A 25,902-nucleotide genomic window follows, 5' to 3' on the forward strand; every position below is an offset into this window, starting at 1 on the left:
AAACAATATGCTAATTTATTACTGCATACATATAAAAGAGTCCAGTATTATTATAACACATTATTTATAATATTAAGTTACACTTAAGTTACAGATATTTGAATTACTAAATGATTATAGCATTAAATTTGTTTTTTTTCAAACCTAAATAGGGTGAGCTTTTTAGCTCACCCTTATCTTTCAACAATAACTGCTGTACCTTGACCTCCACCAATACATAGAGTCGCAAGCCCATATTTAGATTTTCTTCTTATCATCTCATAAATTAACGTTACAAGAATTCTTGCTCCTGAAGCTCCTATCGGATGTCCTAAAGCTATAGCCCCACCATTCACATTAACTTTTTCTGGATCTAATCCCAAATCCCTCATAACAGCTATTGATTGCGCTGCAAACGCCTCATTTGCTTCAATCAAATCTAAATCTTCCACTTTTAGCCCCGCTCTTTCTAATGCTTTCTTCGTAGCTGGAACAGGCCCATAGCCCATAATTTTTGGATCTAACGCCGCTGAAGCATACGATTTAATAGTAACTAAAGGCTCTATTCCTAATTCTTCTGCTTTTTCTTTAGCCATTACAATCAACATAGCCGCACCATCATTTATCCCTGAAGCATTGCCTGCTGTTACAGTACCATCTTTTTTAAATGCAGGTTTTAATTTTGCAAGCTTTTCAAGAGTAGTTCCATGTCTAGGATATTCATCTGTATCTACAATAATAGGATCTTCTTTTCTTTGCGGCACTTCAACAGGAACTATTTCATCTTTAAATTTGCCTTCTTTCTGTGCTTTTTCTGCTTTAAGCTGACTTTGTAATGCAAACTCATCTTGTTCTTCCCTAGATATATTCCATTTTTCAGCTATATTTTCAGCCGTTATACCCATATGATAATTATTGAATATATCTGTTAATCCGTCATGAATCATTGTATCAATTAGCTCGGCATGCCCCATCTTAAGTCCCCATCTGACTCTAGGTACAAGATATGGAGCATTACTCATACTTTCAGTACCACCTGCTAAAATAACATCAGCATCTCCTAACATAATAAACTGTGCTGCCATACTTACAGCTCTAAGCCCAGAACCACAAACTTTATTAATTGTCATAGCTGGTGTAGTCTCTGGAAGACCTGCTCCTAAAGCTATTTGTCTTGCTGGATTTTGACCTAAACCTGCCGATAAAATATTTCCAACTATTACTTCATCAATCATATCTTCTTTAATACCAGCTCTTTTGATTGCCTCCTTAGCAGCTACTACACCTAAGTCTACTGCAGATAATTTAGATAAACTACCACCAAAACTTCCTATAGGCGTTCTGGCTGCACCAACAATAACAACTTCTCTCACATTTATAACCCCCTATAAACTAATAATATTTCTAAAATAGGCTAACAGCTATCAGCCTTTTTTTCATTATTTACTGTAATCAAAAAATCCTTTTCCTGTTTTTCTTCCTAATAAACCACCTCTAACCATTTTCCTTAATAATGGATGTGGTCTGTATTTAGAATCACCAAATTCTTTATATAAAACTTCCATAATAGCTAAACAAACATCATTTCCTATAAGGTCAGCAAGTGCTAATGGTCCTATAGGATGGTTTGCGCCTAATTTCATAGCATTATCAATACTCTCTGCTGATGCAACACCATCTGCTAAAATACCAACTGCTTCATTAATCATTGGAATAAGTATTCTGTTTACTACAAACCCAGGAGCTTCCTCAACTTCAACTGGAGTTTTACCAAGCTCTACTGATAAATCACATACAAACTTCTTAGTATCATCTGAAGTCGCAATACCTTTTATAATTTCAACAAGTTTCATAACTGGTACTGGATTGAAAAAATGCATTCCTATAACTTTTTCAGGTCTATTAGTTACACTTGCTATTTCTGTAATAGATAAAGACGAAGTGTTTGTTGCAAATATCGCTTCTGGTTTACATACTTTATCTAATTCTTCAAATATTTTTTTCTTTATTTCCATATTCTCAACTGCTGCTTCAATAACTATATCTACATCTTTTATTAAATCAATATCGATAGTAGTCGTAATTCTACCAAGAACTTGATTTTTTTCTTCTTCTGTAATTCTCTCTTTTTTTACATTTCTATCCAAATTTTTAGTGATGATAGATATTCCTCTTTGAAGATATTTTTCTTCAATATCTTTTAATATTACTTCATGCCCTGCTTGTGCCAAAACTTGAGCTATGCCTGCCCCCATTGTACCCGCACCAATAACACAAACCTTCATCAAATCTCCCCCTTTAAAATTTATTTTAAAAATCTGTTTTAATTACTGATTTTTAAACTCTGGCTTCCTTTTTTCAATAAAAGCAGTCATTCCTTCTTTCTGGTCATATGTAGCAAAACATAATGAGAATAGATTTCTTTCTATTTCCATTCCTGTTTCAATATCTGTTTCAAAACCTCTATTTATAGCTATTTTTGAATATCTTACCGCAATCTGACCTTTAGAAGCTATCTTCTTGGCAAGTTCAATAGCAGTATTCATAAGCTCATCAGGTTTAACTACTTTATTTACAAGTCCTATCTTTTCAGCTTCATTGGCATCTATCATATCTCCAGTAAATATCAACTCTTTAGCTTTAGCTACACCAACTAAACGTGATAATCTTTGAGTTCCTGCAAATCCAGGAGTAATACCTAGTCCTACTTCTGGCTGTCCAAATTTTGCTTTTTCAGATGCTATCCTAATGTCGCAACACATTGCAAGTTCACATCCACCACCTAAAGCAAACCCATTTACAGCTGCTATGACTACCTTTTCCATAAGTTCAATCTTTCTAAAAACTTCTAATCCTTGTTTTGCAAACTTTCTAGCAGCTTCTGAAGTCATATCTTTCATTTCTAAAATATCAGCCCCTGCAACAAACGCTTTCCCCTCTCCTGTTATTATAACTACATGGATATCTTTATCCTTCTCTATTTGATCTACTGCATCGCTTAGTTCTTCTAAAACTTCAGAATTTAAAGCATTCAAAGCTTTAGGTCTGTTGATAGTTAATATACATATATTACCCTCTTTTTTTAGTAAAAGGTTTTCATACTCCATACTATCACCTCCTTATCTTTTAACATACTTTATCACTTATTCTATTACAAAAAATATATCAAAATTACTCCATCTCTTTAAATAATATATATTTCATAATTCTTTAAAAATTCAAACAATCCTCTTTTATTAAAAAGTCTTTTACTAAATTTTAATAACTTTTTTATAATAAAAGAAACCATTCTGATTGCAGAATGGTTTTACCGCCAAATTCCTATTTTCCTAATTTTATCATACCTTAAATCAAGTAAATCTTTTTTATCTAATTTCATCAATTTAGGAATTTCACTTAATATATATTCTTTTATTTTTTCTGCTACAAAATCCATATCCTTATGAGCTCCACCCAAAGGTTCCTCAATTATTTTATCTATAACTCCAAACTCTAGTAAATCTTTGGAAGTTAATTTCATAATATTTGCAGCTTTTTGAGCTAAACTTGCATCTTTCCATAATATACTTGCAAGCCCTTCTGGTGATATAACAGAATAAACGGAATGTTCTAGCATACAAACTCTATCGCCTACTCCTAAAGCTAAAGCTCCACCACTTCCACCTTCTCCAATTACAATAATAATTATAGGCACCTTTAACTTGCTCATTTCAATAAGATTTGTTGCAATAGCCTCTCCTTGTCCTCTTTCCTCTGCTCCTATGCCACAATATGCACCAGGTGTATCAATAAAAGTTATAATTGGTCTATTAAATTTTTCAGCTTGTTTCATAAGTCTCAATGCCTTTCTATATCCTTCTGGATGAGGCATCCCAAAATTTCTTTCTATATTTTCTTTTAAATCTTTACCTTTTTGATGCCCAATTACAGTTACAGGAATACCTTCTATTGTACCTATTCCACCAATTATCGCTTTGTCATCTCCATAGAGTCTATCCCCGTGAAATTCAATAAAATTAGGAATTATCTTTTTTATATAGTCAATAGATGTAGGCCTTTCTGGAAGTCTTGCAATCTTTACTTTTTGCCATGGTGTTAAATCCTCATATACTTGTTTTCTCATTGTATCTAATTTAATTTTCAATATATCTATTTCCTTTGATAAGTCTACATTATGCTCTTTACTAAATTTTTCTAATTCCTTGACTTTATTTTCTAATTCTATTAAAGGCTGTTCAAATTCTAAATGATTAAACATCTGACTCACCTCTTAAAGAGTGTATATACAATATATCTGCCAATACATCTCTTAGATTTTTTCTATGGACTATCTTGTCTACAAAACCTTTATCTTTTAAGAACTCAGCTCTTTGAAAGCCTTCAGGAAGTTTCTGCCTTATAGTTTGTTCAATTACTCTAGGCCCTGCAAAACCGATAAGAGCTCCTGGTTCAGATATTATAATATCTCCTAACATAGCAAAACTTGCTGTAACTCCACCTGTAGTTGGATCTGTAAGAACCGATATATATAAAAGTCCTTCTTCTGAAAGCCTTCCTAATGCAGCAGAAGTTTTTGCCATCTGCATAAGAGACAATATACCTTCTTGCATCCTAGCTCCTCCAGATGCAGAAAATATAATTAAAGGCATTTTTTTCTCTATTGCCCTTTCTATCGCTCTAGTTATTTTTTCTCCTACAACAGAGCCCATACTTCCCATCATAAAATTAGGCTCCATAATACATGCAATGCACCCATGCCCTTTAATTTTCCCTTCACCCGTTACTACAGCTTCATCAAGCCCTGTCTTTACTCTATAATCTTCTATCTTTTTTTCATACTCTGGAAAATTTAAAGGGTTTGCTGGTTTTAATTCTTTATCATATTCATTAAAACTTCCATTATCAAAAATTATATTTATCCTCTCTGTTGAGCCTATTCTAAAATGATAATCGCATTTAGTACAAACCATTAAATTTTTCTTTACTTTATCTATAAAAAGTACTTCTCCACACTTTTTGCATGTAATATGCTTATCATCATTTATCACAGTTTTCTCTTTTACCATTTTAGACTTATCATCTATTGGCTTTTTGACTTCCTTTTCCTCTTTATATAAAGTTATAGTTGCATACTTTCTTTTATGAAAGAGGTCTTTTATCATTTTTTTCACCTCTCAGCATATTTTTCTAGAATAACCTCATTTACAAACGAAGTATCAATTTCATTTTTGATAAATCTTTCGTTATTTAAGATATCCAAATGAAAATCTATATTAGTGCTAACCCCTTCAATCACTGTTTCCTCTAAAGCTCTTTTCATTCTGTTAATCGCTTCTAATCTATTCTCTCCCCAAACGATTATTTTCGCAATCATAGAATCATATGTCGGTGGTATCATATATCCGCTATATAAATGGCTATCTACTCTAACACCATATCCACCCGCTGTATGATAAACCTCTACCAAACCTGGTGAAGGTCTGAAGTTCTCTTTAACATCTTCCGCATTTATTCTACATTCAATAGCATGCCCTTTTATAATCACATCTTGTTGTGATATACTTAACTTTTCTCCTGCTGCTATTTTAATCTGCTCTTTTATTAAATCTATACCCGTTACTGCTTCTGTTACAGGATGCTCTACTTGTATCCTCGTATTCATCTCAATAAAATAAAAATTTTTGTCTTTATCCAACAAAAATTCCACAGTACCAGCATTAACATAACCCACAGCCTTAGCAGCTTTTATTGCAGCTTCACCCATTCTATTTCTCAACTCTTCATCAACTACTGCACTTGGAGCTTCTTCAAGCACCTTCTGATTTCTTCGCTGCAGAGAACAATCTCTATCTCCTAAATGAATAATATTTCCATATTCATCAGCTAATATCTGAAATTCTATATGCCTAGGATTTTCAATAAACTTTTCTATATACATAGAACCATCATTAAATGCAGATAATGCCTCTCTTTGTGCCATAATAAAATTCTTCTCAAATTCCTCTTCACTACGCACTATCCTCATACCTCTACCGCCGCCGCCACTAGCTGCTTTTATCATTACAGGAAACCCTATTTTTTTTGCAACATCTTTAGCTTCATCTAATCCTTTTACAGAGCCTTCAGAACCAGGAACAACTGGAACTTTAGCATTAATCATAGTCCTTCTTGCTTCAGCCTTATCCCCCATTTTTATTATATGTTCAGGATAAGGTCCTATAAATTTAATACCATGTTCTTTACAAACTGATGCGAATTTGAAATTTTCGGATAAAAAGCCGTATCCAGGATGAATTGCATCTGCCCCCACACATAGAGCTGCACTAATTATATTTTGTATATTTAAATAACTTTTTGCCGACGATGCTGGCCCTATACATATAGCTTCATCAGCTAAATGAACATGCAAACAATCTTTATCCATTTCTGAATACACAGCAACAGTTTTTATCCCCATTTCCTTACAAGCCCTTATAATTCTAACTGCTATTTCGCCTCTGTTCGATACTAATACTTTTTTAAACATAACCTTACCTCCTAATCTTCATCAAAGGCTGGCCATACTCGACTACTTCCTCATTTTCAACTAGTATTTCAACAATTTCTCCTGATACTTCACTCGTAATCTCATTCATTATCTTCATAGCTTCTATAATACACAAAGTTTGCCCTTCATTAACTTTATCTCCTACTTTCACAAAAGGTTCAGCCCCTGGACTTGGTGATGTATAGAAGGTACCTACAATAGGTGATTTAACAATAAATATATTCTCATCATCAATTATTTTCTCGCTTATTAATGATTCTTTTTTAGTCTCTTCTAATTTAACTTCACTGGCTAAATTCTCGCTATTTAAAACAACGTCATTCGATTTACTTATGCTAACTTTAATATCTCCGGTTTCAATATCCACTCTATTTATACTAGTTTTATCTATTGTCAATATTAACTCCTTTATATCCTTAATATTCATATAATTACCTCCCGATTTTATTGGCTGATTTTAGTATCTGGTACTAATATATGATATTATTATAACATAATATTATTTTTTTTGGCAATAATTATGACCCTATCTATCAAAGATAGGGTCAATATAAGCTAAAAACAAATCTATCATTTTAAATAGTGAAAATAAAAGCAAATGCTTAAAAAAATTTAGTTAAAAAACTAGGTGAAAATTTTGAAGAAAATCCGTAGGCTTAACAGGATGTTAAGCCAGCATCCTACAAGACAGGACGTCTTGATTAGGTGCGTTAGGATTTTCTAAAAATTTGAGCCTTTAGTTTTTTCTAAATTTTTTTGCATGAGCGTTATTTTCATATGTTTTCAAAAAATTATATAACCCTATCTATCAAAGATAGGGTCATAGTAAATGAGCTTGCAGTCTTCATCAACATGCTTACCAGTAGAATAAGATATATTTGGAAAAAAGTCTTTTAATTCTTCTTCTTTTATCTGTCCGTCTATATATCTAATAGCACCTTCTATCATTTGTTTACTCTCTTCTATAGCTTTTTTATATATATCATCAAAGCTTTCATAATGAATTTCTTCTTTTGCACAAGGATGATTCCATAGATTGTGCTTTCTATTTAGATAATCTTTTTTCTCATCTATGTACCTAGGATAAATAAGGCTGCTGTATTCAATCGATTTATCAGTTAACAAATCTATTATATTAAGCAAAACCTTTTTAAATCCATAAGGGTCATGTATTATTTTAAATGCTTTTGCAAAATCTTTAAAAGAATCTTCAATAAAATCAATTTCTATTTTAGGTTTATATAGTTTTTTCAAAATATATTTATAAAAGTTTATTAAAATTTTTGGTACCTTTTGTAAATAAACTTCCCTATGCACCGGGTATTTATACGTATATAAATTTTTTCTCTCCTTTAGCAATATAGTATCTATAATAAGCTCTAGTTTTTTATGATATATACTATACTTAAATGTCTCTGGTTTGTTTTTATCATGTACTCCTGACTGGTAATGGATAAAAGGATGCGCATTTCTATCCAATGCAAAATGGCAAATAAACCCTGATAGATAAGTAAAAAGTGTCAAATAATCATTATAGTCATTTACTCTTTTTTTAAGATACTTAAAACTTTCAATGAAAAAATCTCCTGTTTTTTTCAAATGCATCATTATTCCAATTTCAGGCCCTCTCTTTTTCTTCCTCCAAGGCCAAAAATCATTATAAAAAAATATATCAGGGCCTTGACATCCTAAATTGAATATTTTTATTCTTTCATTCAGTACTCTTTTCCAATTTTGACTTTCTAAAGAGTTAATAACATCATGTCCACATAACAAATGAGCACATATATCAGGCATTTTATCACTCACCTTTTAAACATTTAATTAAATATTTCCCACTACTATATTTTTAACTAAATTTCATTATATATTTTATGTCCCTTATCTTTAAATATCTCTATATTATAATTAAAATCATCATTTTATAAGTCTATTTTTCATCTCCATTTTATAATAATTAACAAAAAAGGTCTATACTATAAAAAGCATAGACCTCTAATCGAGAGCCTGTTTTTTTACTAATTGCATATAAAAAGCAGCTAATGGCACTTGAATTATATAACCAATTGCAATTAAAAATACTGCCAAACTACCTCCGAAAGCCGCTAAACTTAACCCTAATGCTATTGTAAGATTACGCATAGTTGTACCATATACTAGAGAGATTCTATTCTCTTTATCTAGTATTTTTTCACCAACTACATGGCTAATTAAAAGCAATGCAGCATAATATATCACTAATGGTATTAAAGAGTAAAGAACTAGCTCACTTTTATTAATTATAGTCTTACTTTTCAACGACATAGCTATAAATACAATAAACAATACTCCCAATGAACTTATTGATCCGAAATTAGGTTTTAATTCCTTGTATTTCTTTTCTCCTGATATTTTGATAATTAATCTTCTTGTTAAATCTCCTAATATTAAAGGTATGACAACTACTTTTAACAGACTATTAATGATTGATATGGTATTAATAGTTACAACTTCTCCTAAAAATAATTTCATATATAAAGGAATCACCAATATAGATAATAATAGATTCCCTGAAATCATTACAAGAGCCGTTTTCATATTCCCATTAGCTAGTCCTGTCCATGAAGCTGTCATACCACTCGTAGGTATAAGACTGATTAAAATCAATCCTACCATCAGCATCGGGCTATTCTTAAAGAAAATTTTACTTAAACCAAATGCCATAACTGGTGATATTAAAAAATTAATTACTATACTCAATAGTAAAGGTTTTGGATTTTTAAAGCCACTAAATAAATCTGTTACCTTTAAATTTATCATCATAGGATATATCATTAAAAATAATGTTGGTGTAACTAATTTTTTTAAACATCCTACATCATTTACATAACCATTTATAAGCCCTAAAATCATCATCACAAGTATAAAATATGGAAGCTTAGATTTAATAAGGTTCAGCACTTTCATCATATCATCTCCTCCAATTATTATTGGCATATGCTATATTTATACCCCTATATGGTATCATAGATGTGTAAAAAAGTAAAGCCCCTTTTTAAGCTCCAAATTACAAAAAAAAGCCACTAAAAGTGGCTTTATACAATTTTTTTAAAAATTTTTTTGAACATATGCCTTAGCATTTAAACCTGCTACAGCTCCTTGTCCTACCGCAGTGGCAACTTGCGTTATTCCTCCAGTACAATCTCCTGCAGCAAATAATCCATCAATATTAGTTTTTTGATTTTCATCTACTTCTATACTGTTATTTTTTATAACAACACCTAATTTTTTTGCAAAGTCAATAGAAGATGCTGAACCATATGCGACAAATAGTCCATTAATATTTTCTTCAGTACCATCCTCAAATATTATCTTTTCTAATAAATTTTCTCCTTCTAAAGATTTGATTTTTTTATAGTTTATTTTATAGCCCTTTTCTTTTATAGTTTTAATATTTTCTTCTTTCATTTCCAACTCATTTCCATTTGTATATATTGTTATATCATCTGTTATAGTCGCCATTTCCATAACCTCATGAAATGCATAATCTTTAAATCCAAGTATTCCTACTTTAGCCCCTTGATAAAAGAAACCATCACAAGCTACACAGTAATGAACACCTCTACCTTCAAATTTTTCTATATTATCAATTTTTACTTTTACTCTAGGCTTTCCAGTCGCTATTATCACTGCCTTCCCTTCATATTGTCCTTCAGTAGTTGTTACAGTAAATATCCCATTTTTCTTTATATCAACTACTTCTTCATCCTTTATCTCAACTCCTACCTCTAACGCTTGTTTTATTCCTCTTTCTATTAGCTTTTCACCCTTTTCAGGTTCACTACAACAATAATTTTCAATATATGCATTTTTCAATGCTTCACTTTCTTTACCTATAACAAGTGTCTTTAAATTTCCTCTACCTGTATAAAGCGAAGCTGATAATCCTGCTGGTCCTTTTCCAATAATTATTACATCATACATAACTATACCTCCCAATATTTCTGTTTTTACTTTAGAATTATCATTTATTATACCCTGCAGTTTTTTTAATAAATCAATTTCAAGAAAATTAAAATAATAACTAACTAAAAAAGGTCCATACTTATACAAAGTATAGACCTTTTAATCTGAATTAATCTATTAAAAATTTACCGTCCTTATAAAACAGTTCTCCATCAGCGTAAATTCTGCCTCCGTTTTTCATATCGCATAACATATCCCAATGAATTCCAGATTCATTATTTCCACCTGTCTCCTTAGGAGCTGCACCTATTGCAGCATGTACCGTTCCTCCCATTTTCTCATCAAATAGCATATTCTTTGTAAATTTTTGTATTCCATAATTTGTACCTATCGCAATTTCTCCTAAATATCTTGCTCCTTCATCTGTATCTAGTAAGGCATGAAGCAAATCTTCACCTTTAGCCGCAGTCGCCTTAACCACTTTTCCTTCTTTAAATTCTAATCTGATATCTTCAATTTCTTTACCCATAAAAATTCCAGGATAGCTAAATCTTATATAACCTTCAACTGTATTTTCAATTGGAGTTGTGAAAACTTCTCCGTCTGGGAAATTCTCTTTACCATCACAATTTATCCATTTTCTCCCCTCAATACTCATTTTTAAATCAGTATCTTTTGATATAATATGTAATGTCTTTTTAGAATTTAAATATTCACAGATCCTTTCCTGCTTTTTAGAAATTTCTATCCACTCTTTTATAGGATCATCTTTGTCCAAAAGTCCTGCTCCATAAACAAAATCTTCATATTCCTCTAAACTCATGTTAGCTTCTTGTGCACTTGCATGTGTAGGAAACTGTGTTCCACACCACTTTAAATCTTCACTCGCTCTATTTATAAATTTAATATTAATTTCTCTAGCTGCCGTCATCCTCTTTTGTATTCTCTCTGAATCAATATTGGATAAGGCCTTTTCATTGTATTCTCCCCAAATTGATAACACAGCATCAAAATTCTCTACTGCAAACTTCTGCATTGGACTTACAAATTCCAATTGTTCATCACTAGCTTCTTTCAAAAATATTTCATTTAAACCCGGAAGTGATACGTGTGTCTCTACATGAGCACCTTTTCTTATAGCCTCTCTATACACTTCTTTTATCAATGGATAGGCTATATCATACCCTGTAATCAATAAATAGTCTCCTTTTTTAATTCTTAATGAATAATTAACTAAAAGTTTTGCAAGTTTTACAATTCTTTGATCTGCCAATTAAAACTCCCCCTTGTTATTTATATTTTTTAGAAAACTCCTTCTATAGAAGAAGGTGTTTTTAAAGGATTTTTTTTATTTTGTATCGAATATCTAGATATTACATAAATGTTATAAGTAATATAAAAGGAAGTGATTAAGATGAAAATATAATATAAAAAATTAATAAAGTCGAATCAACTAATTTGATTGGAGGTATACAAATATGAAAGCACTATTAGTTATTGATACACAATATGGTTTAATAAAACAAAAAGATTTTACAGATGAAATAAAAAAATAACTGAGTATTGTTGTATGTTCACTGCAATAGCTGGTTTTGATAGAGGCTATAAAGTTACATTTATTGAAGATGCCACTGGAACTGTTGGTGATGAAAATCTATATGAAATGCCAGGCTTAGATATAAGAGACTTTGTAGGTTCCGTATTAAATTGGTCAAATATAATTGAGGTATTATATTTCGATGAATTTATGGAAAAAAGATAATAAGATTAATGTATATCTTCATTCTTTTTAATATAAATATCAAGTGCCTTAATACCTCTATGAGCTAGTCTAATAAACAAAACAAAACAATATATCCAAATACCAAAAAAAATAAGCATAATAGTAGTATTAATTATAGTAAATCCCATCATAGTACGTTCCTCCTTTTTAATAAGCCTCAAATTTTCTAAATATTATAAACATTATATAATATATTCTTTAGATATATAAACATTCCTTCATATATTACATTTTTTTAATATAGCGAATGATAAAATATTTATAAACTCGTTAAACTAACTACATTAAAAAGGCTAACAGTTGATAGTCGACAACTGTTAGCCAACACTTCAGTATTATAACTTAATTTTCATAAATAATTTATTAATTTTTATTTTTCTTTGCAATTGACACAGACCAGAAAAGTCCTCCATACAAAAATAATATCCCTATTATAAGCATAATCCATGCTCCAATGGTCATCTTTACCGACCCCCTCAAAAGGTTAAATATTATTTTTCTGCTACTACTCTTCTTGCATTATTTTTACATCCGAATTATATTGACTCTTAGTTTTACCTAATACTATAGATACTATAATAACAACTGCTAACATTAACCAACCGCCTACTATAATAGACCAGAGTGGATATCCTCCATAAAATTTTCCATTAACAGCATCAATTATTTCTTGTACTATATTCCAAATTAATATTCCACCAAGAACTATTGGAGTTATAACAGTAATCATTACATCATACCATTTACCTAGCTTAACCTCAGATATAGGATTAAAATAACTTCTCAATTTTGATGATTTATATAACCAACCTATTGCAATTACTTCAAATAACCCTATTGCTACTATACCAAAATTATTAATATATTTATCTACAATATCTAACCAATATAATCCTCCTTTTGTAGCATAAATGAGACTTATAATAAATCCCATAAGACATGTTAAACGTACAACTTTTTTCTTGTTCCATCCCCATTTGTCAACTAAACCAGCAACAACACTTTCAATAAGTGAAAATGCTGAATCTATTCCTAAAGTAAATAGCATTATAAAAAACACTAATGAGAATATTACTGAACCAAATGGCAATAAGCTTATTGCTTCCGGATAAGTCCAAAAAGCTAATCCAACTCCACCATTTCCTGCAACTTCACTAACTAAAGCTCCTTTAGTGAAAGCCATATAACCCATTGTTCCAAAAACTGCAAAACCTGCTAAGAAACTAATACCGCAATTTGCAAATACAGTAATAAAGGCATTGTTTGTAATATCTGATTTTTTAGGTAAGTAACTTGCGTAAGCTATCATTACACCAGTTGCCAAGCTTAATGTAAAGAAAACTTGACCATAAGCAGATGCCCAAACTTTAGGCTCTAATAATTTTGAGAAATCAGGATCTAAATAGAAATTAATACCATCAATAGCTCCTGGTAATGTTAAAGCTCTTATTACTAATATACCAAGCATTATAACAGGCAATGGTACAGTCCATTTAACAACTTTACCTACTGACCGTACACCATTTCTAATACACCAATAAATTGCTCCCCAAGCTAATACTAATCCTATTATTACCGGTATGCTAAATCCTCCTAATTCACCAGGACCACTTGAAATTTGTAAAACTTTGCTGAAAAAAAAGTCTTTTGGTGCATTTGCCCATGCTGTTGTTAAAGAATACCATAAATAATCAGTTACCCAAGCCATAATTACACTATAATAAGTAATAATTACAAAACTTGCTGTAATAGCTAACCAACCTAAACTTTCCCAACTTTTTTTAATCTTACTAATAGCAGTAGGTGCACCAGCTTGAAACTTATGACCTATAGCAAACTCTGTTATTATCAAAGGAATTCCTGCTGTTATTAAAGCTATGAAATAAGGTATTAAGAAAGCTCCTCCTCCATTTTGAGCTGCCATATAAGGAAAACGCCATGCATTCCCCAACCCTGCAGCTGAACCTATAGCTGCAAAAATAAAGGCTGTCCTTGTACTCCATCTTTCTCTGTCTTGCACAATATTCCCTCCTTATACTTTTTTTAATAAAATCAAATACTTAGATTTAAAATCCACCCCCTTAGATATTTATTAAAATTAATTTATATATAAAATATATATTATCAAAATTTTTAAAATATTTTTAAAATATTATTTTTTTCATTAATTTTCTATTTTTCATTTCTTTTATAAAGTATAGTCTTGTTTTATCTATTATCTTTGTTATTTTATTGAATTATTATCTTTTTTTGTGTAATATTAAATAAAAGCGACGTTGTTGCTTGCTTATCTATTTTTGAATAACACACATTAAATAATGAAAGGAGTATAACAAATGAAAAATTTAGATTTTATCTACAAAAGACATAGTGTTAGAAAATTTAAAGACATAGATGTACCTATAGAAGATATAAAAGAAATAATAAAAGCAGGCACATATGCTCCATCAGGTAAGAATCTTCAAAACTGGCATTTTGTCGTTGTGAAAAATAAAGAAAAGATAGAGGAGATGGCTAGAATCGTCGAGAGAAAAAATGCGGAACTTGCAAATTATGCAAAAGATGAGGATACTAAAAAGTCCTTTACTAAATATCTTAAATATCATACAGTTTTTAGAAATGCACCGGTAGTAATATTAGTATATGCTGGTCCATATCCTTCAACTGGACTTGAACTGCTAAAAGAAAAAGGAGCATCAAAAGAAGAGTTAGATGCTGTTATACTGCCAAATCCAGGTATACAGAATATCGCAGCTGCAATGGAAAATATTCTCTTAGCTGCATCTAATATGGGATATGGTACTTGCTGGATGACTGGACCTAACTATGCAAGTAAAGAAATAACTGACTATATAGGTTTTAAAAAAGAAGGTTATTTTCTTGCAGCAATGACTCCACTTGGAGTACCAGAAGAATCTGAACTAAAAAGCCCACCAAGAAAACCTTTAGAGGAAGTTATGACAATTATTGAATAAAAATATTTTAGCGGAGGTAAAAACCTCCGCTATTTATATTCACTATCCTCTCAAAGTAGCTTTTAATCTATTGGGATTTAATAATAATTCTAAACAATCATCTATATTTTTTATTATAATATCACTATTTTTGATTGTTTCTGCAAAACAACCTTCATCTCCTATTATACATATCCCTATTTGAGCTTCCTTAAGCATAAGCATATCGTTATTTCCATTACCTATAGCTATACAATATTCAGCTCCTAATTTCCTAACAAAGTTAAGTTTATCAATTTGCCCATTTTCTTGAGAAATTATTTTTAGACTAACATTTACATCTTTAAGATTTTCTTTTACATTGCCATACGTATCAGCTGTTAATACATAAACTTCTACTTTTTCACTCAACCTCTTAAGCTTTTCTTTGATTTCAGACCTTATAATACCATCTACAGCTAAAGTACCATTGTAATCAAATATAACATACTTTATTTTTAATTGTTTATATGACGGTATATCTACTTCAATCAAACTATCCCCTCACTAAAATAAATATATGTCTAAAACAATTTTATTTTTTCATTTTTTCAATTAATTCTTCTCTTAAATCTTCAAAACCAGGCTTACCTAATAATGCAAACATATTTTTCTTATATGCTTCAACCCCTGGCTGATCAAAAGGATTAACACCTAATATATATCCACTTATTCCACATGCTTTTTCAAAGAAATAAATAAGCTTTCCAAAGTAATATTCATTCATTTCAGGCACATTTATTACGATATTAGGTACATTTCCATCAGTATGTGCAAGTAATGTGCCTTCAAAAGCTCTTTTGTTTACAAAATCTAAAGTCTTTCCTTTAAGATAATTAAGTCCATCTAAATCTTTCTCATTTTCTGGTATCTCTATGTCTTCTTTAGGATTTATAATATTTACAATTGTTTCAAATAAATCCCTTCTACCATCTTGTATATATTGTCCTAGAGAGTGTAAATCTGTTGAGAATTCAACTGAAGCTGGGAATATTCCCTTGCCATCTTTACCTTCACTTTCTCCATATAACTGTTTCCACCACTCTGCCAAATAGTGAAGATAAGGCTCATAGCTAACTAATATCTCTATATTTTTACCTTTTCTATAAAGTATATTTCTTAAAGCAGCATATTGATAGCAAGGATTTTTTTCTAAATCTTCTGCCATATACTCTTCTCTACCTGCTTTAGCACCTTCAATAATCTTATCTATATCTATACCTGCAACGGCTATTGGAAGTAATCCTACTGGTGTAAATATTGAAAATCTTCCTCCAACATCATCAGGTATTACAAAAGTTTCATAGCCCTCTTCTTCAGCTAACTTTCTTAATGCTCCCTTAACTTTATCTGTTGTAGCAAATATCCTCTTTCTCGCTTCTTCTTTGCCATATTTTTTCTCCATATATTCTTTTAATATTCTAAATGCTATAGCTGGCTCTGTTGTAGTTCCAGATTTTGATATTACATTTATACTTATATCTTTATCTTGTATAACGTCTAATAAATGCCTTAAATATGTACCACTAATATTATTTCCTACAAAATAAATTTCAGGTGTTTTTCTTTTATCTTTAGGAAGTATATTATAAAATGTATGACCTAGAGCTTCTATTGCAGCTCTTGCTCCTAAATAAGAACCACCAATACCTACTACTATAAAAACATCTGAATTTTCTTTTATTCTTTCAGCAGCTAATTTTATTCTTTCAAACTCATCTTTATCATAATTAATAGGATAATCTACCCAACCTAAAAAATCATTACCTGGGCCACTCTTTTCATGAAGCATTTTATGAGCAAAAGAAATTTGAGCTTTCATATATTCTAATTCATGTTCTTTTATAAGCGCATTAGAATAATCTAATGTAATAGTATTCATTTACTTCCCCTCCCTGATAATTTATACCCAATAGTTATATTTTACTATTATATAACATTCAAATCAAATATATTTATTAAAAAAATAGAGGGATTTAAAATCCCCCTATTAATCTTCTTATTTAATATTCAAGCTGATATCTAGTGCTTTAACCGAATGAGTTAATGCTCCAACAGAGATTACATCTACCCCCGTTTTAGCAACTTCCTCAATATTATCTATATTAACATTACCAGATGCTTCTAATATAGCTTTTTTATTATTTATACTCACAGCTTCTTTCATATCCTCAATACTCATATTATCAAGCATTATAATATCGGCTCCTGCCTTTAGAGCTTGTTTGAACTCTTCAATAGTTTCAACTTCAACCTCTATCTTAACAGTATGTGAAACTTTTTCTCTTATTAATTTAATTGCACTTTCTATACTCCCAACAGCTCTTATATGATTATCTTTTATCATAACAGCATCTGATAGATTATATCTGTGGTTTGCTCCTCCACCTAATCTTACAGCATATTTTTCTAAAACTCTAATACCTGGTGTAGTCTTTCTTGTATCAGCTACCCTAACATTATATTTCTCTACCTTATCTACAAACTTTCTAGTCTTAGTTGCAATTCCTGATAATCTCTGAAGAAAATTCAAAGCTGTTCTCTCACCAGATAAAATAGCTCTAGTTTTACCTTTTATCTTAGCTATAACATCACCTTTCCTTAAAAACTGTCCGTCTTCCTTTAACCTATGAAATTGTATATCTTTGTCGAGCAGTTTAAAAGTAATCTCAGCTATTTCTATTCCAGCTAATATTCCATCTTCTTTAGCAATTATTTCAGCTTCTGAAATATCATCTTGTCCTATTAAATTGTCAGTTGTAATATCCCCATTATTCATATCTTCTAACAAAGCATTTTTAATTATATCTTCTATTTGAAGCACTAGCATTTTAACACCTCATCATTATTAATTTATTCTATAATGACATCCTAAACTCTTTTCCCTTTTAATGCAGCTTTCTATAATACTCTTTGATACAATAGCCATATTTAAGACTTCAATATATTCTTTATTATATCTATATTTATTTTTCAACATTTCATATATATCATCTATTATTTCTCTAGCTTTTAATAACCCTGATGCTGTACGTACTATTCCTACATGTTTGTCCATTGTATATTTTATTTTATCTCTAATAGGCTTGAAAGAAGACTCGTCTGCTTCTTCTATTTGAATATCATCTCTATCTAAAATCGTTAATGAAATATTCTCTATATTATTATTAATAGAATTGGCTATTCGTCTACCAAACACAACACATTCAAGTAAAGAGTTGCTAGCTAATCTGTTTGCTCCATGTACACCCGTATTAGTACACTCTCCACAAGCGTACAAATTCTCTACATTAGTCATTCCATCATCATTAACTTTTATACCTCCAATAAAATAGTGTTCTACAGGAACAACTGGTATTAAGTCTTTTGACATATCTAACCCATATTCTAAACATTTGTTGAAAATTGTAGGGAATCTTTTAATAAGAAAATCTCTATCTTTATGTGTTATATCTAAATATACAAATTCACTATCTGTTTTAATTAGTTCTTTGTATATACTCTGCGCAACAATATCTCTAGGGGCTAATTCTCCATTAGGATGGATCTTAAGCATAAATCTTTCTCCAAACTTATTTCTTAAATACGCTCCTTCACCTCTTACAGCCTCTGATATCAAAAATTTTTTACCTTCACCTTCCGAATAAAGTGCTGTAGGATGGAACTGGATAAATTCCATATTATCAAGCATACAACCTGCTCTATATGCCATTGCTATTCCATCCCCTGTAGCTAAAGGGGAATTAGTACTATTTTTGTATAAAGCTCCAATCCCACCTGTTGCTATAACTACAGCCTTAGAAAAAACACTAATTAATTTATTATCTTTAATAATCTTTACACCTATACACCTATCATCTTTTTTAATTAGCTCAACAGCCATTGTATTTTCTAAAATTTCTATATTATCTCTATTAACTACTTCTTTATACAGAGCTTTCATTATTTCTTTTCCTGTTGCATCTCCACCTGCATGAAGTATCCTAGCTCTACTATGTCCACCTTCTAATGTAGTTTTTAACCTTCCATAGCTATCTCTGTCAAAGGGAACTCCAAATTCTAAAAGTTTATCTATATTCTCTTTAGCTTCATATACCATTATCTTTAATTTATCTGTATTATTTACATTTGAACCTGCCTTTAAAGTATCTCTAATATGCTCTTCTAAATCATCTGTTTCTAAACTTGCTGCAATACCTCCCTGAGCAAGTGAAGAATTATTATCAAATATCTCTCCTTTTGACAATATCTTAACATTTAATCTGCTATCCAGATTAAGAGCAGTATAAACCCCAGCTAAACCCGAGCCTATTATAATAACATCAGCAGTATTTTTAAACCCCACAAAGTTTCACCTCTACTTATTTTATATCCATCATCCTTTGTAAGGATGTGAGCGCCTTTACTCTTATATCTTCGGGAACAGTAATTTCGAACTTTTCATACTTAAGTGCATTCAATACATCATTTAATCCTGTCTTTTTCATGTTAGAACATATAAGCCCAGGTGATAGAAGATAGAATTTCTTATCAGGATTATTTTTTCTAAGTTGATGTAATATTCCCATTTCTGTTCCTATAATAAATTTCTTACTACTGGACTTTGTAGCAAAATCAATAATCTGTGAAGTACTTCCAACAAAATCTGCCATTTTAACAACATCTTCGTTACATTCTGGATGAACTAAAACTAAAGCGTCAGGATGCGCCTCTTTAGCTTTTACTACTTCAATTTCTTTAACTCTATGATGAGTTATGCAAAATCCAGGCCATAAATCAATTTGTTTATCTTTAACTTTACTCTTTATATAATTGCCCAAATTTCTATCAGGCACAAATAATATTTTTTCTGCTTCTATGCTGCTTACAACTTTTAAAGCGTTTGATGAAGTACAACATATGTCACTTTCAGCTTTAACAGCTGCAGAAGAATTTACATAACAAACAACATAAGTATCTGGATTTTTTTCTTTATATTCTCTTAACTTTTCTGCTGTTACCATATCTGCCATAGGACACCCAGCATCTTTTGCTGGCAATAGTACTTTTTTATCTGGAGAAAGTATTTTTGCACTTTCAGCCATAAAATGTACTCCACAGAAGACAATTATTTTATTATCAACATTACTTGCAGCTTTACTTAATGCTAAAGAATCTCCGACAACATCTGCAATTTCCTGTATCTCTGGTATCTGATAATTATGAGCTAATATGATAGCATCCTTCTCTCTCTTAAGTTTTATGATCTCATCAATAATCCTTTGTTTATCCATATATATTACCCCTTCTATTATATTTGCATCTGTCTTTACATCTATACAAAAGTATAGCATTAATATTTACTACAATCAACTTTAGGCAGTTCTATCCTAAAAACAGCTCCTTTTGGCACTCCATTATACGCATAAATACTTCCATTATGTCCTTCTATTATTGCTTTTGTAATAGCTAATCCAATACCTGTGCTTCCTTTTTCTCCTTTATAGAATCTTTCAAATACTCTATTTTCCTCTCCATCTTTAAATCCTTTTCCATCATCTTTAATAATTATTTCTATTTTTTTACCTTTACAACTTGCATTAATACTTATTTTGCTTTCAGCATATCTTACGCAATTTCCTAAAATGTTAACTAATGCCCTTAGTATTTTTTCTGAATCTATTTTAACAATACAATCTTTTTCTATTTGCACATCTATATTTATATTTTTCTCATCTGCCAAAGATTTAATAGTTTTTATTGATTTAAATATAACTTTTGATAAATCAGCTTCTTCGAAATTAAAGTTTTCTTCTACATTTTCAATCTTAGCTAAATATATTATTTCATCAACTGTTTTTTTAAGCCTCTGGCTCTCTTCTATAATTATATCGAGACTTTCTTCTAATTCTTTACCTTCTACAACTCCATCTTTTATAGCTTCTGCATATCCTTGAATCGACATTAATGGAGTTTTAAGTTCGTGTGAAGTATTTTGTAAAAATCTTTTCTGCTGCTTACTATATCTTTTTATTCTTTCTGCCATTTCTTTGAAACTTTTATCTAATTCCTCTATTTCATCTCCTGTGTTAATATCTGGATATTCATGAAAGTTGTTAATCGAAAAATTTGTCATTTTATCCTTTAGCATCTTAATAGGTTTTGAAATATTTTTTTGAAAAATCATACCAATAAATAGTGCTATTATCGAAGCTATAATAAAACTTAAACTTTGAGTTTGTCTTATTAATCTATTTAATGCATGTATATTCTTTATTCTAGTAAATAAAAAAACATAACCATTAATACGTTGATTTTTATCTTTTATTACAACCCTCTCAACTATATAACCATTTAAAGTCGATTGTTTAAACTTTAATAATTTATATAATACATTTTGATTTAAGTTTTTAAAATCCCTATATACTATTTTACCTTCTCTATTAATTACTAATACTTCAGAATCTATAAACCTACCAGCAAGCCTTAATTGTCTTCTACTTAAAATAATATCCTTTAAATTACCTTCTTGAAGATTTACATTCCTTAATATTTCTGCAATTTTTTGTCCCTCATCTCTTAACTGTGCTCGAGTTTCTCTTATCAAATATTTTTTAGATAAATAATTAAAAGTTATACTAGTAACTAAAAAAGCTATAAGTAATATCAAAAAATATGATAATATAATTTTATTTCCTATTTTTTTCATATTAACCATCCATTCTATATCCATAACCCCAAATAGTTGTTATCTCTAACTTTGAATTTACCTCTTTGAGTTTTTTTCTAATTCTTTTAACCAAATCGTCTATCATTCTCGTATCTGGTATATAATTGTACCCCCATATTTTATCAATAAGCTCGTCTCTAGTAAAAGGTCTATTTTTATTTTTTGCAAGATATTCAAATAAATCATATTCTTTTGTAGTAAGTTTAAGCTCTTTACCATTTACTTCAACAAATCTTCTGTCTGTATATATTCTAATATCTTTAATTTCAATTATAGTAGCATTAGCATTTTTAGCTTTTTCTATTCTCCTTAAAATATTTTTAATCCTTACAACTAACTCTCTAGGACTAAATGGCTTAGATAAGTAATCATCTCCTCCAAGTTCTAAACCTATTATTCTATCGACTTCTTCATCTTTTGCCGAAACAAATATTATAGGAATATCGTTATTTTTTCTAATCTCTTTACACAATTCTAATCCATCAATACCTGGCATCATAATATCTAGCACTATTAAATCAGGCTTTAATCTATCAATCTCTTTTAAAAGATTTGCTCCATCCTCAAATAAAGTAACTTTATAACCTTCTTTCTGAAGATATTTCTTTATAAGATCTCTAATATTTTTTTCATCATCAACAACAAAAATATGCCGCATAATCCACCTCCTCAAATAGATTATAACATACAACAAAAGAGATAGGATAAACCTATCTCTTTATGAAAGAATATCAATTATTTCATCTAATAATCCAATTTTTTTAGAAATCTTATCATTTACATTTGTCTTTAATTCTATAACTTTATTAATATGTTCTCTTGCTGAATCGAAGTCCTTATTTTTCACATCTTCTCTAAATGCTTTTCTTTCAATTCTTATTTGTTTTAATAACTCCTTAATCTCCTTGTCTATTTCTCTAATTTGTTTTCTCACTTCTCTAGCCTCTTTTAAAGCCTCGATATTTCCATTTTCTCTAGCTTCAATATATAAGTCTAATATAGTATCATGTTTTTCTATTATTTGCATTCTTAAACTAAGTCTTTCTATTCTAAGTTCATTTATCTTGTGTAATTCATCCTTAAATTCTTTCATCGCTTCAAATCTTAGATTCTCTCTTTCTCTAATCTTAAGTGGTCTTTCATTTAATTTAAATGGTTTTTCTGAAAAATCTTTCGCAGAACCATTTGGACCTTCTGCAAAAACTCCTCCTGCAACTGTAAAAAGCATCACGCCTACTAATAAGAAAGTTAAAAGTTTTTTCATATTCATCTCTCCTCCCTTAATTTTTTCTCTTTACACTTTTATTATAAGAGGAGACTTTGGAATAAAAATATTATAATTGTGGAAAAAGTGTGTAAAAATATATTCATATTATTCCAAAACCCTCATCATTAAAACAGCAAAATCATCTTGCTTAACACTTTGCCTAAAATCATCTATCTCATCTTCTATATATCCCATCAACTGATCGCCTTCATACTTCATCATATTTAACAATCTATCTATTCCAAATTGTTCACCTTTTTCATTTATAGCTTCAACAATTCCATCTGTATAAAATATTAATTTATCTTCTTTAATAAGTTTTATTTTGTGTTCATCATAATCCACTTTATCAAAAAGATATGTTATCGGATATCCTTTTGCCTCTAATAATTTTACTTTATTGTCTCTTATTAAAATAGGACTACAATTATGCCCACCATTTACAAAAGTAAAAGTATTCTCTTTTGTATTTATAACCCCATAAAATATAGTAAAGTATTTATCATCATCCAACCCAAGTTCAAGAAATCCCTTATGAAGCTTTATTAGTGTTTCTCGCGGACTTAACATATAGTCTTTTATATCCCTCATACTTTGTTTAACAAACATAGTTATCATAGAAGCAGATACTCCATGTCCAACAACATCACTAATATATACACCAATATTATTATCATCAATATTGAATATATCAAACATATCACCACTTAACATTTCTGAAGGATTGTATATGTAGTCTATAAATAAATTCCCATATCTGCCTTTCTTAGGTAATATTTTCTCTTGTAATTTACGTGCAAACGTTAATTCACTACGCATTTTTTCATTTTTTTCAATGAGCTCATACTCAAGTTTTCTTTCTTTTGTAACATCTCTAAAAACTTCAACCGCTGCATAAATATTACCTTGATTATCTCGAACAGGAGAACTTTTTACAGCAAAAATTCTATCATCTATAATTTCTTCCTTCTCTAATATTTCACCAGTCCTTATTGTTGTCTGCGTAATACACTTCCTACAATGACAAGATTTTTTTAATGCTGTATAACATCTGCTACCGACAATTTCTTCTCCTAATGCTTCTTTCATAGGCTTATTAGCATATATTATTATTCCGTTTACATCAATAACTCTAACCCAATCAATCATCCCATCTAATATATCATAAGACAATCTTTGGTAGATTTCTATTTTTTCATCTTGCTTTAAACCTTCTTTCAACATAAGCCCCACTCCTTATGTAATAATTTTACACATTTAATTGCTAAAAAAATGTCATATTTATTCTATTATACCATAAGAACACAAGTTTCTATCTCTTAGGGTTACAATTTGGCCTAAATTATTATAAAATATTCTTAACAGGATAATCTATGGGAGTTGAATCATATGATTACAATAGAATCAATAGAAAGAAAATTAAAAGAAAAAGGTTTAAAGCTAACTAATCAGAGAAGAGCAATTATAGAAGTTTTATTCGAAAATAAAGATAATTTTTTAACAGCAGAAGAAATTTTCTTAAAATCTAAGGAAAAATGTCCTCAAACTAATTTTTCTACAATTTATCGTAACTTAGAAATTCTTACTAATCTCAATATAATCCATAGAACTAATATAAAAAATAATACATCTATATTCGAGCTAGTACAAAATGATTCACACCATCATCACATCATTTGCAAAAAATGTGGCAAGACAGAATTTATAGATTTTTGTCCATTAGATAAGATTTTATCAGAGGTAAATAAGAAAAATTTTACTCTAACAGATCATAAATTTGAACTATATGGATACTGTGATAAATGTAAAAAAAATAAGGGTAGTTAATAAACTACCCTATTTCAATTATTTACTTAAAGTTTTCTTTAGCTTTATTTTTAGAATTAAATTTTTCAATATAATAGTTAAAATTAGCATTAATACAGAAAACAACACAATAGTCCCGCCTGGAGCTATTTCAAGATAATATGAAATAAAAATCCCAAACACAACTGATATTTCTGCAAACATTATAGAAAAAAAAGTAGCCTGTTTAAAACTTCTAGCTATTTGAAGACTTGTTGCTACTGGCATAACCATCATAGAAGATACTAACAATATTCCAACTATTCTCATTGAAACTGTTATTGTCATAGCAACTAAAACAATAAAAAGGAAATTAATTATTTTCACTGGAACTCCAGCAATTTTTGCTGCTTCTTCATCAAAGGTTATAAAGAAAAGTTCTTTATAAAATAGTTTTACAAATATAACTATAACTAATCCTAATCCTATTATCATATATACATCTGTTTTACTAACAGTTATAATACTGCCAAATAGATAACTCATCAAGTCTACATTAAGCGATTTTGCGAAGCTAATTAAAACAACTGCAATACTTATTCCTGAAGACAATATAATCGCTATCGCCAATTCTGCAAAATCCTCATAACTTTTTCTCAGCTTCTCTATAGCCAGAGCTGCCGATACAGAAAACAATAAAGCTGTACTTAACGGATAAACTCCTGCTAATAATCCTGCCGCTACCCCCGATAAAGCTACATGTGATAAACTATCTCCAATTAAAGACATCCTTCTTAATACAACAAAAATTCCAATGAGAGGACATAATATCCCTATAATAATCCCGGCAATTAAGGCTCTCTGCATGAAACTATATTGCAATAAATCTACCAT

Annotated in this window: 27 protein-coding genes; 3 read left to right on the top strand and 24 right to left on the bottom strand. The window is 30.0% G+C overall.

Annotated features, from left to right (window positions below; all coding sequences use genetic code 11):
* Nucleotides 1-173: 173 nt before the first annotated feature.
* The 11 genes from AB4Y15_RS06915 to AB4Y15_RS06965 form a co-directional block, all read right to left on the bottom strand.
* Complete coding sequence (locus tag AB4Y15_RS06915; RefSeq protein ID WP_427339324.1) at nucleotides 174-1,352, bottom strand: acetyl-CoA C-acetyltransferase; 1,179 nt, start codon at nucleotides 1,350-1,352, stop codon at nucleotides 174-176.
* Between the two features lie 66 nt (nucleotides 1,353-1,418).
* A complete protein-coding gene (locus AB4Y15_RS06920; protein ID WP_427339325.1) occupies nucleotides 1,419-2,264 on the bottom strand; it encodes a 3-hydroxybutyryl-CoA dehydrogenase in 846 nt (281 codons plus the stop codon).
* Nucleotides 2,265-2,306: 42 nt separating this feature from the next.
* Complete coding sequence (locus AB4Y15_RS06925) at nucleotides 2,307-3,086, bottom strand: short-chain-enoyl-CoA hydratase (protein ID WP_427339326.1); 780 nt, start codon at nucleotides 3,084-3,086, stop codon at nucleotides 2,307-2,309.
* A 200-nt stretch (nucleotides 3,087-3,286) separates the two neighbouring features.
* Nucleotides 3,287-4,237: an acetyl-CoA carboxylase carboxyltransferase subunit alpha gene (locus AB4Y15_RS06930; RefSeq protein ID WP_427339327.1), complete on the bottom strand. Its 951-nt coding sequence runs from the start codon at nucleotides 4,235-4,237 to the stop codon at nucleotides 3,287-3,289.
* Nucleotides 4,230-5,141: an acetyl-CoA carboxylase, carboxyltransferase subunit beta gene (gene accD / locus AB4Y15_RS06935; protein ID WP_427339328.1), complete on the bottom strand. Its 912-nt coding sequence runs from the start codon at nucleotides 5,139-5,141 to the stop codon at nucleotides 4,230-4,232. The genes AB4Y15_RS06930 and accD overlap by 8 nt, the downstream gene beginning before the upstream one ends.
* 5 nt (nucleotides 5,142-5,146) lie before the next feature.
* Nucleotides 5,147-6,505: an acetyl-CoA carboxylase biotin carboxylase subunit gene (gene accC / locus AB4Y15_RS06940; RefSeq protein ID WP_427339329.1), complete on the bottom strand. Its 1,359-nt coding sequence runs from the start codon at nucleotides 6,503-6,505 to the stop codon at nucleotides 5,147-5,149.
* Nucleotides 6,506-6,509: 4 nt separating this feature from the next.
* The gene (gene accB, locus AB4Y15_RS06945; RefSeq protein ID WP_427339331.1) at nucleotides 6,510-6,953 is read right to left on the bottom strand and encodes an acetyl-CoA carboxylase biotin carboxyl carrier protein; all 444 of its coding nucleotides are present in this window, start codon (nucleotides 6,951-6,953) and stop codon (nucleotides 6,510-6,512) included.
* 374 nt (nucleotides 6,954-7,327) lie between these two features.
* Nucleotides 7,328-8,335 (bottom strand): zinc dependent phospholipase C family protein, encoded by a 1,008-nt coding sequence (locus AB4Y15_RS06950; protein ID WP_427339332.1) that lies wholly within the window; start codon nucleotides 8,333-8,335, stop codon nucleotides 7,328-7,330.
* A gap of 186 nt (nucleotides 8,336-8,521) precedes the next feature.
* Complete coding sequence (locus AB4Y15_RS06955; RefSeq protein WP_427339333.1) at nucleotides 8,522-9,475, bottom strand: arsenic resistance protein; 954 nt, start codon at nucleotides 9,473-9,475, stop codon at nucleotides 8,522-8,524.
* A 138-nt stretch (nucleotides 9,476-9,613) separates the two neighbouring features.
* Nucleotides 9,614-10,489, bottom strand: a complete 876-nt coding sequence (locus AB4Y15_RS06960; protein WP_427339334.1) for an NAD(P)/FAD-dependent oxidoreductase — start codon at nucleotides 10,487-10,489, stop codon at nucleotides 9,614-9,616.
* A 151-nt stretch (nucleotides 10,490-10,640) separates the two neighbouring features.
* Nucleotides 10,641-11,744 carry an aminopeptidase gene (locus AB4Y15_RS06965; RefSeq protein WP_427339335.1) on the bottom strand — a complete coding sequence of 368 codons (1,104 nt, stop codon included), beginning with the start codon at nucleotides 11,742-11,744 and terminating at the stop codon, nucleotides 10,641-10,643.
* A gap of 279 nt (nucleotides 11,745-12,023) precedes the next feature.
* Here AB4Y15_RS06965 and AB4Y15_RS06970 point away from each other — a divergent pair, with 279 nt between their 5' ends.
* Entirely contained in the window at nucleotides 12,024-12,233 is a 210-nt protein-coding gene (locus tag AB4Y15_RS06970) for an isochorismatase family protein (RefSeq protein ID WP_427339446.1), read from the top strand.
* A gap of 5 nt (nucleotides 12,234-12,238) precedes the next feature.
* On the opposite strand, the gene AB4Y15_RS06975 is transcribed toward AB4Y15_RS06970, so the two are convergent.
* From AB4Y15_RS06975 to AB4Y15_RS06985, 3 genes are all read right to left on the bottom strand, one after another.
* Nucleotides 12,239-12,385, bottom strand: a complete 147-nt coding sequence (locus AB4Y15_RS06975) for a hypothetical protein (protein WP_427339337.1) — start codon at nucleotides 12,383-12,385, stop codon at nucleotides 12,239-12,241.
* Nucleotides 12,386-12,617: 232 nt separating this feature from the next.
* Nucleotides 12,618-12,716 carry a MetS family NSS transporter small subunit gene (locus AB4Y15_RS06980; protein WP_427339338.1) on the bottom strand — a complete coding sequence of 33 codons (99 nt, stop codon included), beginning with the start codon at nucleotides 12,714-12,716 and terminating at the stop codon, nucleotides 12,618-12,620.
* Nucleotides 12,717-12,759: 43 nt separating this feature from the next.
* A complete protein-coding gene (locus AB4Y15_RS06985) occupies nucleotides 12,760-14,274 on the bottom strand; it encodes a sodium-dependent transporter (protein ID WP_427339340.1) in 1,515 nt (504 codons plus the stop codon).
* Between the two features lie 316 nt (nucleotides 14,275-14,590).
* Here AB4Y15_RS06985 and AB4Y15_RS06990 point away from each other — a divergent pair, with 316 nt between their 5' ends.
* Nucleotides 14,591-15,229: a nitroreductase family protein gene (locus AB4Y15_RS06990; RefSeq protein ID WP_427339341.1), complete on the top strand. Its 639-nt coding sequence runs from the start codon at nucleotides 14,591-14,593 to the stop codon at nucleotides 15,227-15,229.
* 42 nt (nucleotides 15,230-15,271) lie between these two features.
* Here the strand turns inward: AB4Y15_RS06990 and AB4Y15_RS06995 are convergent, their stop codons facing one another.
* The 9 genes from AB4Y15_RS06995 to AB4Y15_RS07035 form a co-directional block, all read right to left on the bottom strand.
* Nucleotides 15,272-15,742, bottom strand: coding sequence for an HAD family hydrolase (locus tag AB4Y15_RS06995; RefSeq protein ID WP_427339342.1), 471 nt, complete (start codon nucleotides 15,740-15,742; stop codon nucleotides 15,272-15,274).
* 40 nt (nucleotides 15,743-15,782) lie between these two features.
* Nucleotides 15,783-17,129, bottom strand: coding sequence for a glucose-6-phosphate isomerase (locus AB4Y15_RS07000; RefSeq protein WP_427339343.1), 1,347 nt, complete (start codon nucleotides 17,127-17,129; stop codon nucleotides 15,783-15,785).
* Between the two features lie 117 nt (nucleotides 17,130-17,246).
* Nucleotides 17,247-18,077 (bottom strand): carboxylating nicotinate-nucleotide diphosphorylase, encoded by an 831-nt coding sequence (nadC, locus tag AB4Y15_RS07005; RefSeq protein WP_427339344.1) that lies wholly within the window; start codon nucleotides 18,075-18,077, stop codon nucleotides 17,247-17,249.
* A gap of 18 nt (nucleotides 18,078-18,095) precedes the next feature.
* Nucleotides 18,096-19,592: an L-aspartate oxidase gene (nadB, locus tag AB4Y15_RS07010; RefSeq protein WP_427339345.1), complete on the bottom strand. Its 1,497-nt coding sequence runs from the start codon at nucleotides 19,590-19,592 to the stop codon at nucleotides 18,096-18,098.
* A 16-nt stretch (nucleotides 19,593-19,608) separates the two neighbouring features.
* Nucleotides 19,609-20,520 (bottom strand): quinolinate synthase NadA, encoded by a 912-nt coding sequence (nadA, locus tag AB4Y15_RS07015; protein WP_427339347.1) that lies wholly within the window; start codon nucleotides 20,518-20,520, stop codon nucleotides 19,609-19,611.
* Nucleotides 20,521-20,579: 59 nt separating this feature from the next.
* Entirely contained in the window at nucleotides 20,580-21,935 is a 1,356-nt protein-coding gene (locus tag AB4Y15_RS07020; protein ID WP_427339348.1) for a sensor histidine kinase, read from the bottom strand.
* Between the two features lies 1 nt (nucleotide 21,936).
* Nucleotides 21,937-22,614 carry a response regulator transcription factor gene (locus AB4Y15_RS07025; protein WP_427339349.1) on the bottom strand — a complete coding sequence of 226 codons (678 nt, stop codon included), beginning with the start codon at nucleotides 22,612-22,614 and terminating at the stop codon, nucleotides 21,937-21,939.
* Nucleotides 22,615-22,674: 60 nt separating this feature from the next.
* Nucleotides 22,675-23,220, bottom strand: coding sequence for a hypothetical protein (locus tag AB4Y15_RS07030; protein WP_427339350.1), 546 nt, complete (start codon nucleotides 23,218-23,220; stop codon nucleotides 22,675-22,677).
* A 108-nt stretch (nucleotides 23,221-23,328) separates the two neighbouring features.
* Nucleotides 23,329-24,447 (bottom strand): PP2C family protein-serine/threonine phosphatase, encoded by a 1,119-nt coding sequence (locus AB4Y15_RS07035; RefSeq protein ID WP_427339351.1) that lies wholly within the window; start codon nucleotides 24,445-24,447, stop codon nucleotides 23,329-23,331.
* A 165-nt stretch (nucleotides 24,448-24,612) separates the two neighbouring features.
* Between AB4Y15_RS07035 and AB4Y15_RS07040 the strand changes: the two genes are divergently transcribed.
* On the top strand, nucleotides 24,613-25,050 hold the full coding sequence (locus AB4Y15_RS07040) for a Fur family transcriptional regulator (protein WP_427339352.1): 438 nt from the start codon (nucleotides 24,613-24,615) through the stop codon (nucleotides 25,048-25,050).
* 18 nt (nucleotides 25,051-25,068) lie between these two features.
* Here AB4Y15_RS07040 and AB4Y15_RS07045 read toward each other — a convergent pair whose 3' ends face one another.
* Complete coding sequence (locus tag AB4Y15_RS07045) at nucleotides 25,069-25,902, bottom strand: metal ABC transporter permease (RefSeq protein WP_427339353.1); 834 nt, start codon at nucleotides 25,900-25,902, stop codon at nucleotides 25,069-25,071.

The sequence above is a fragment of the Caloranaerobacter longqiensis genome, from assembly GCF_050286925.1.
Taxonomy (GTDB): domain Bacteria; phylum Bacillota; class Clostridia; order Tissierellales; family Thermohalobacteraceae; genus Caloranaerobacter.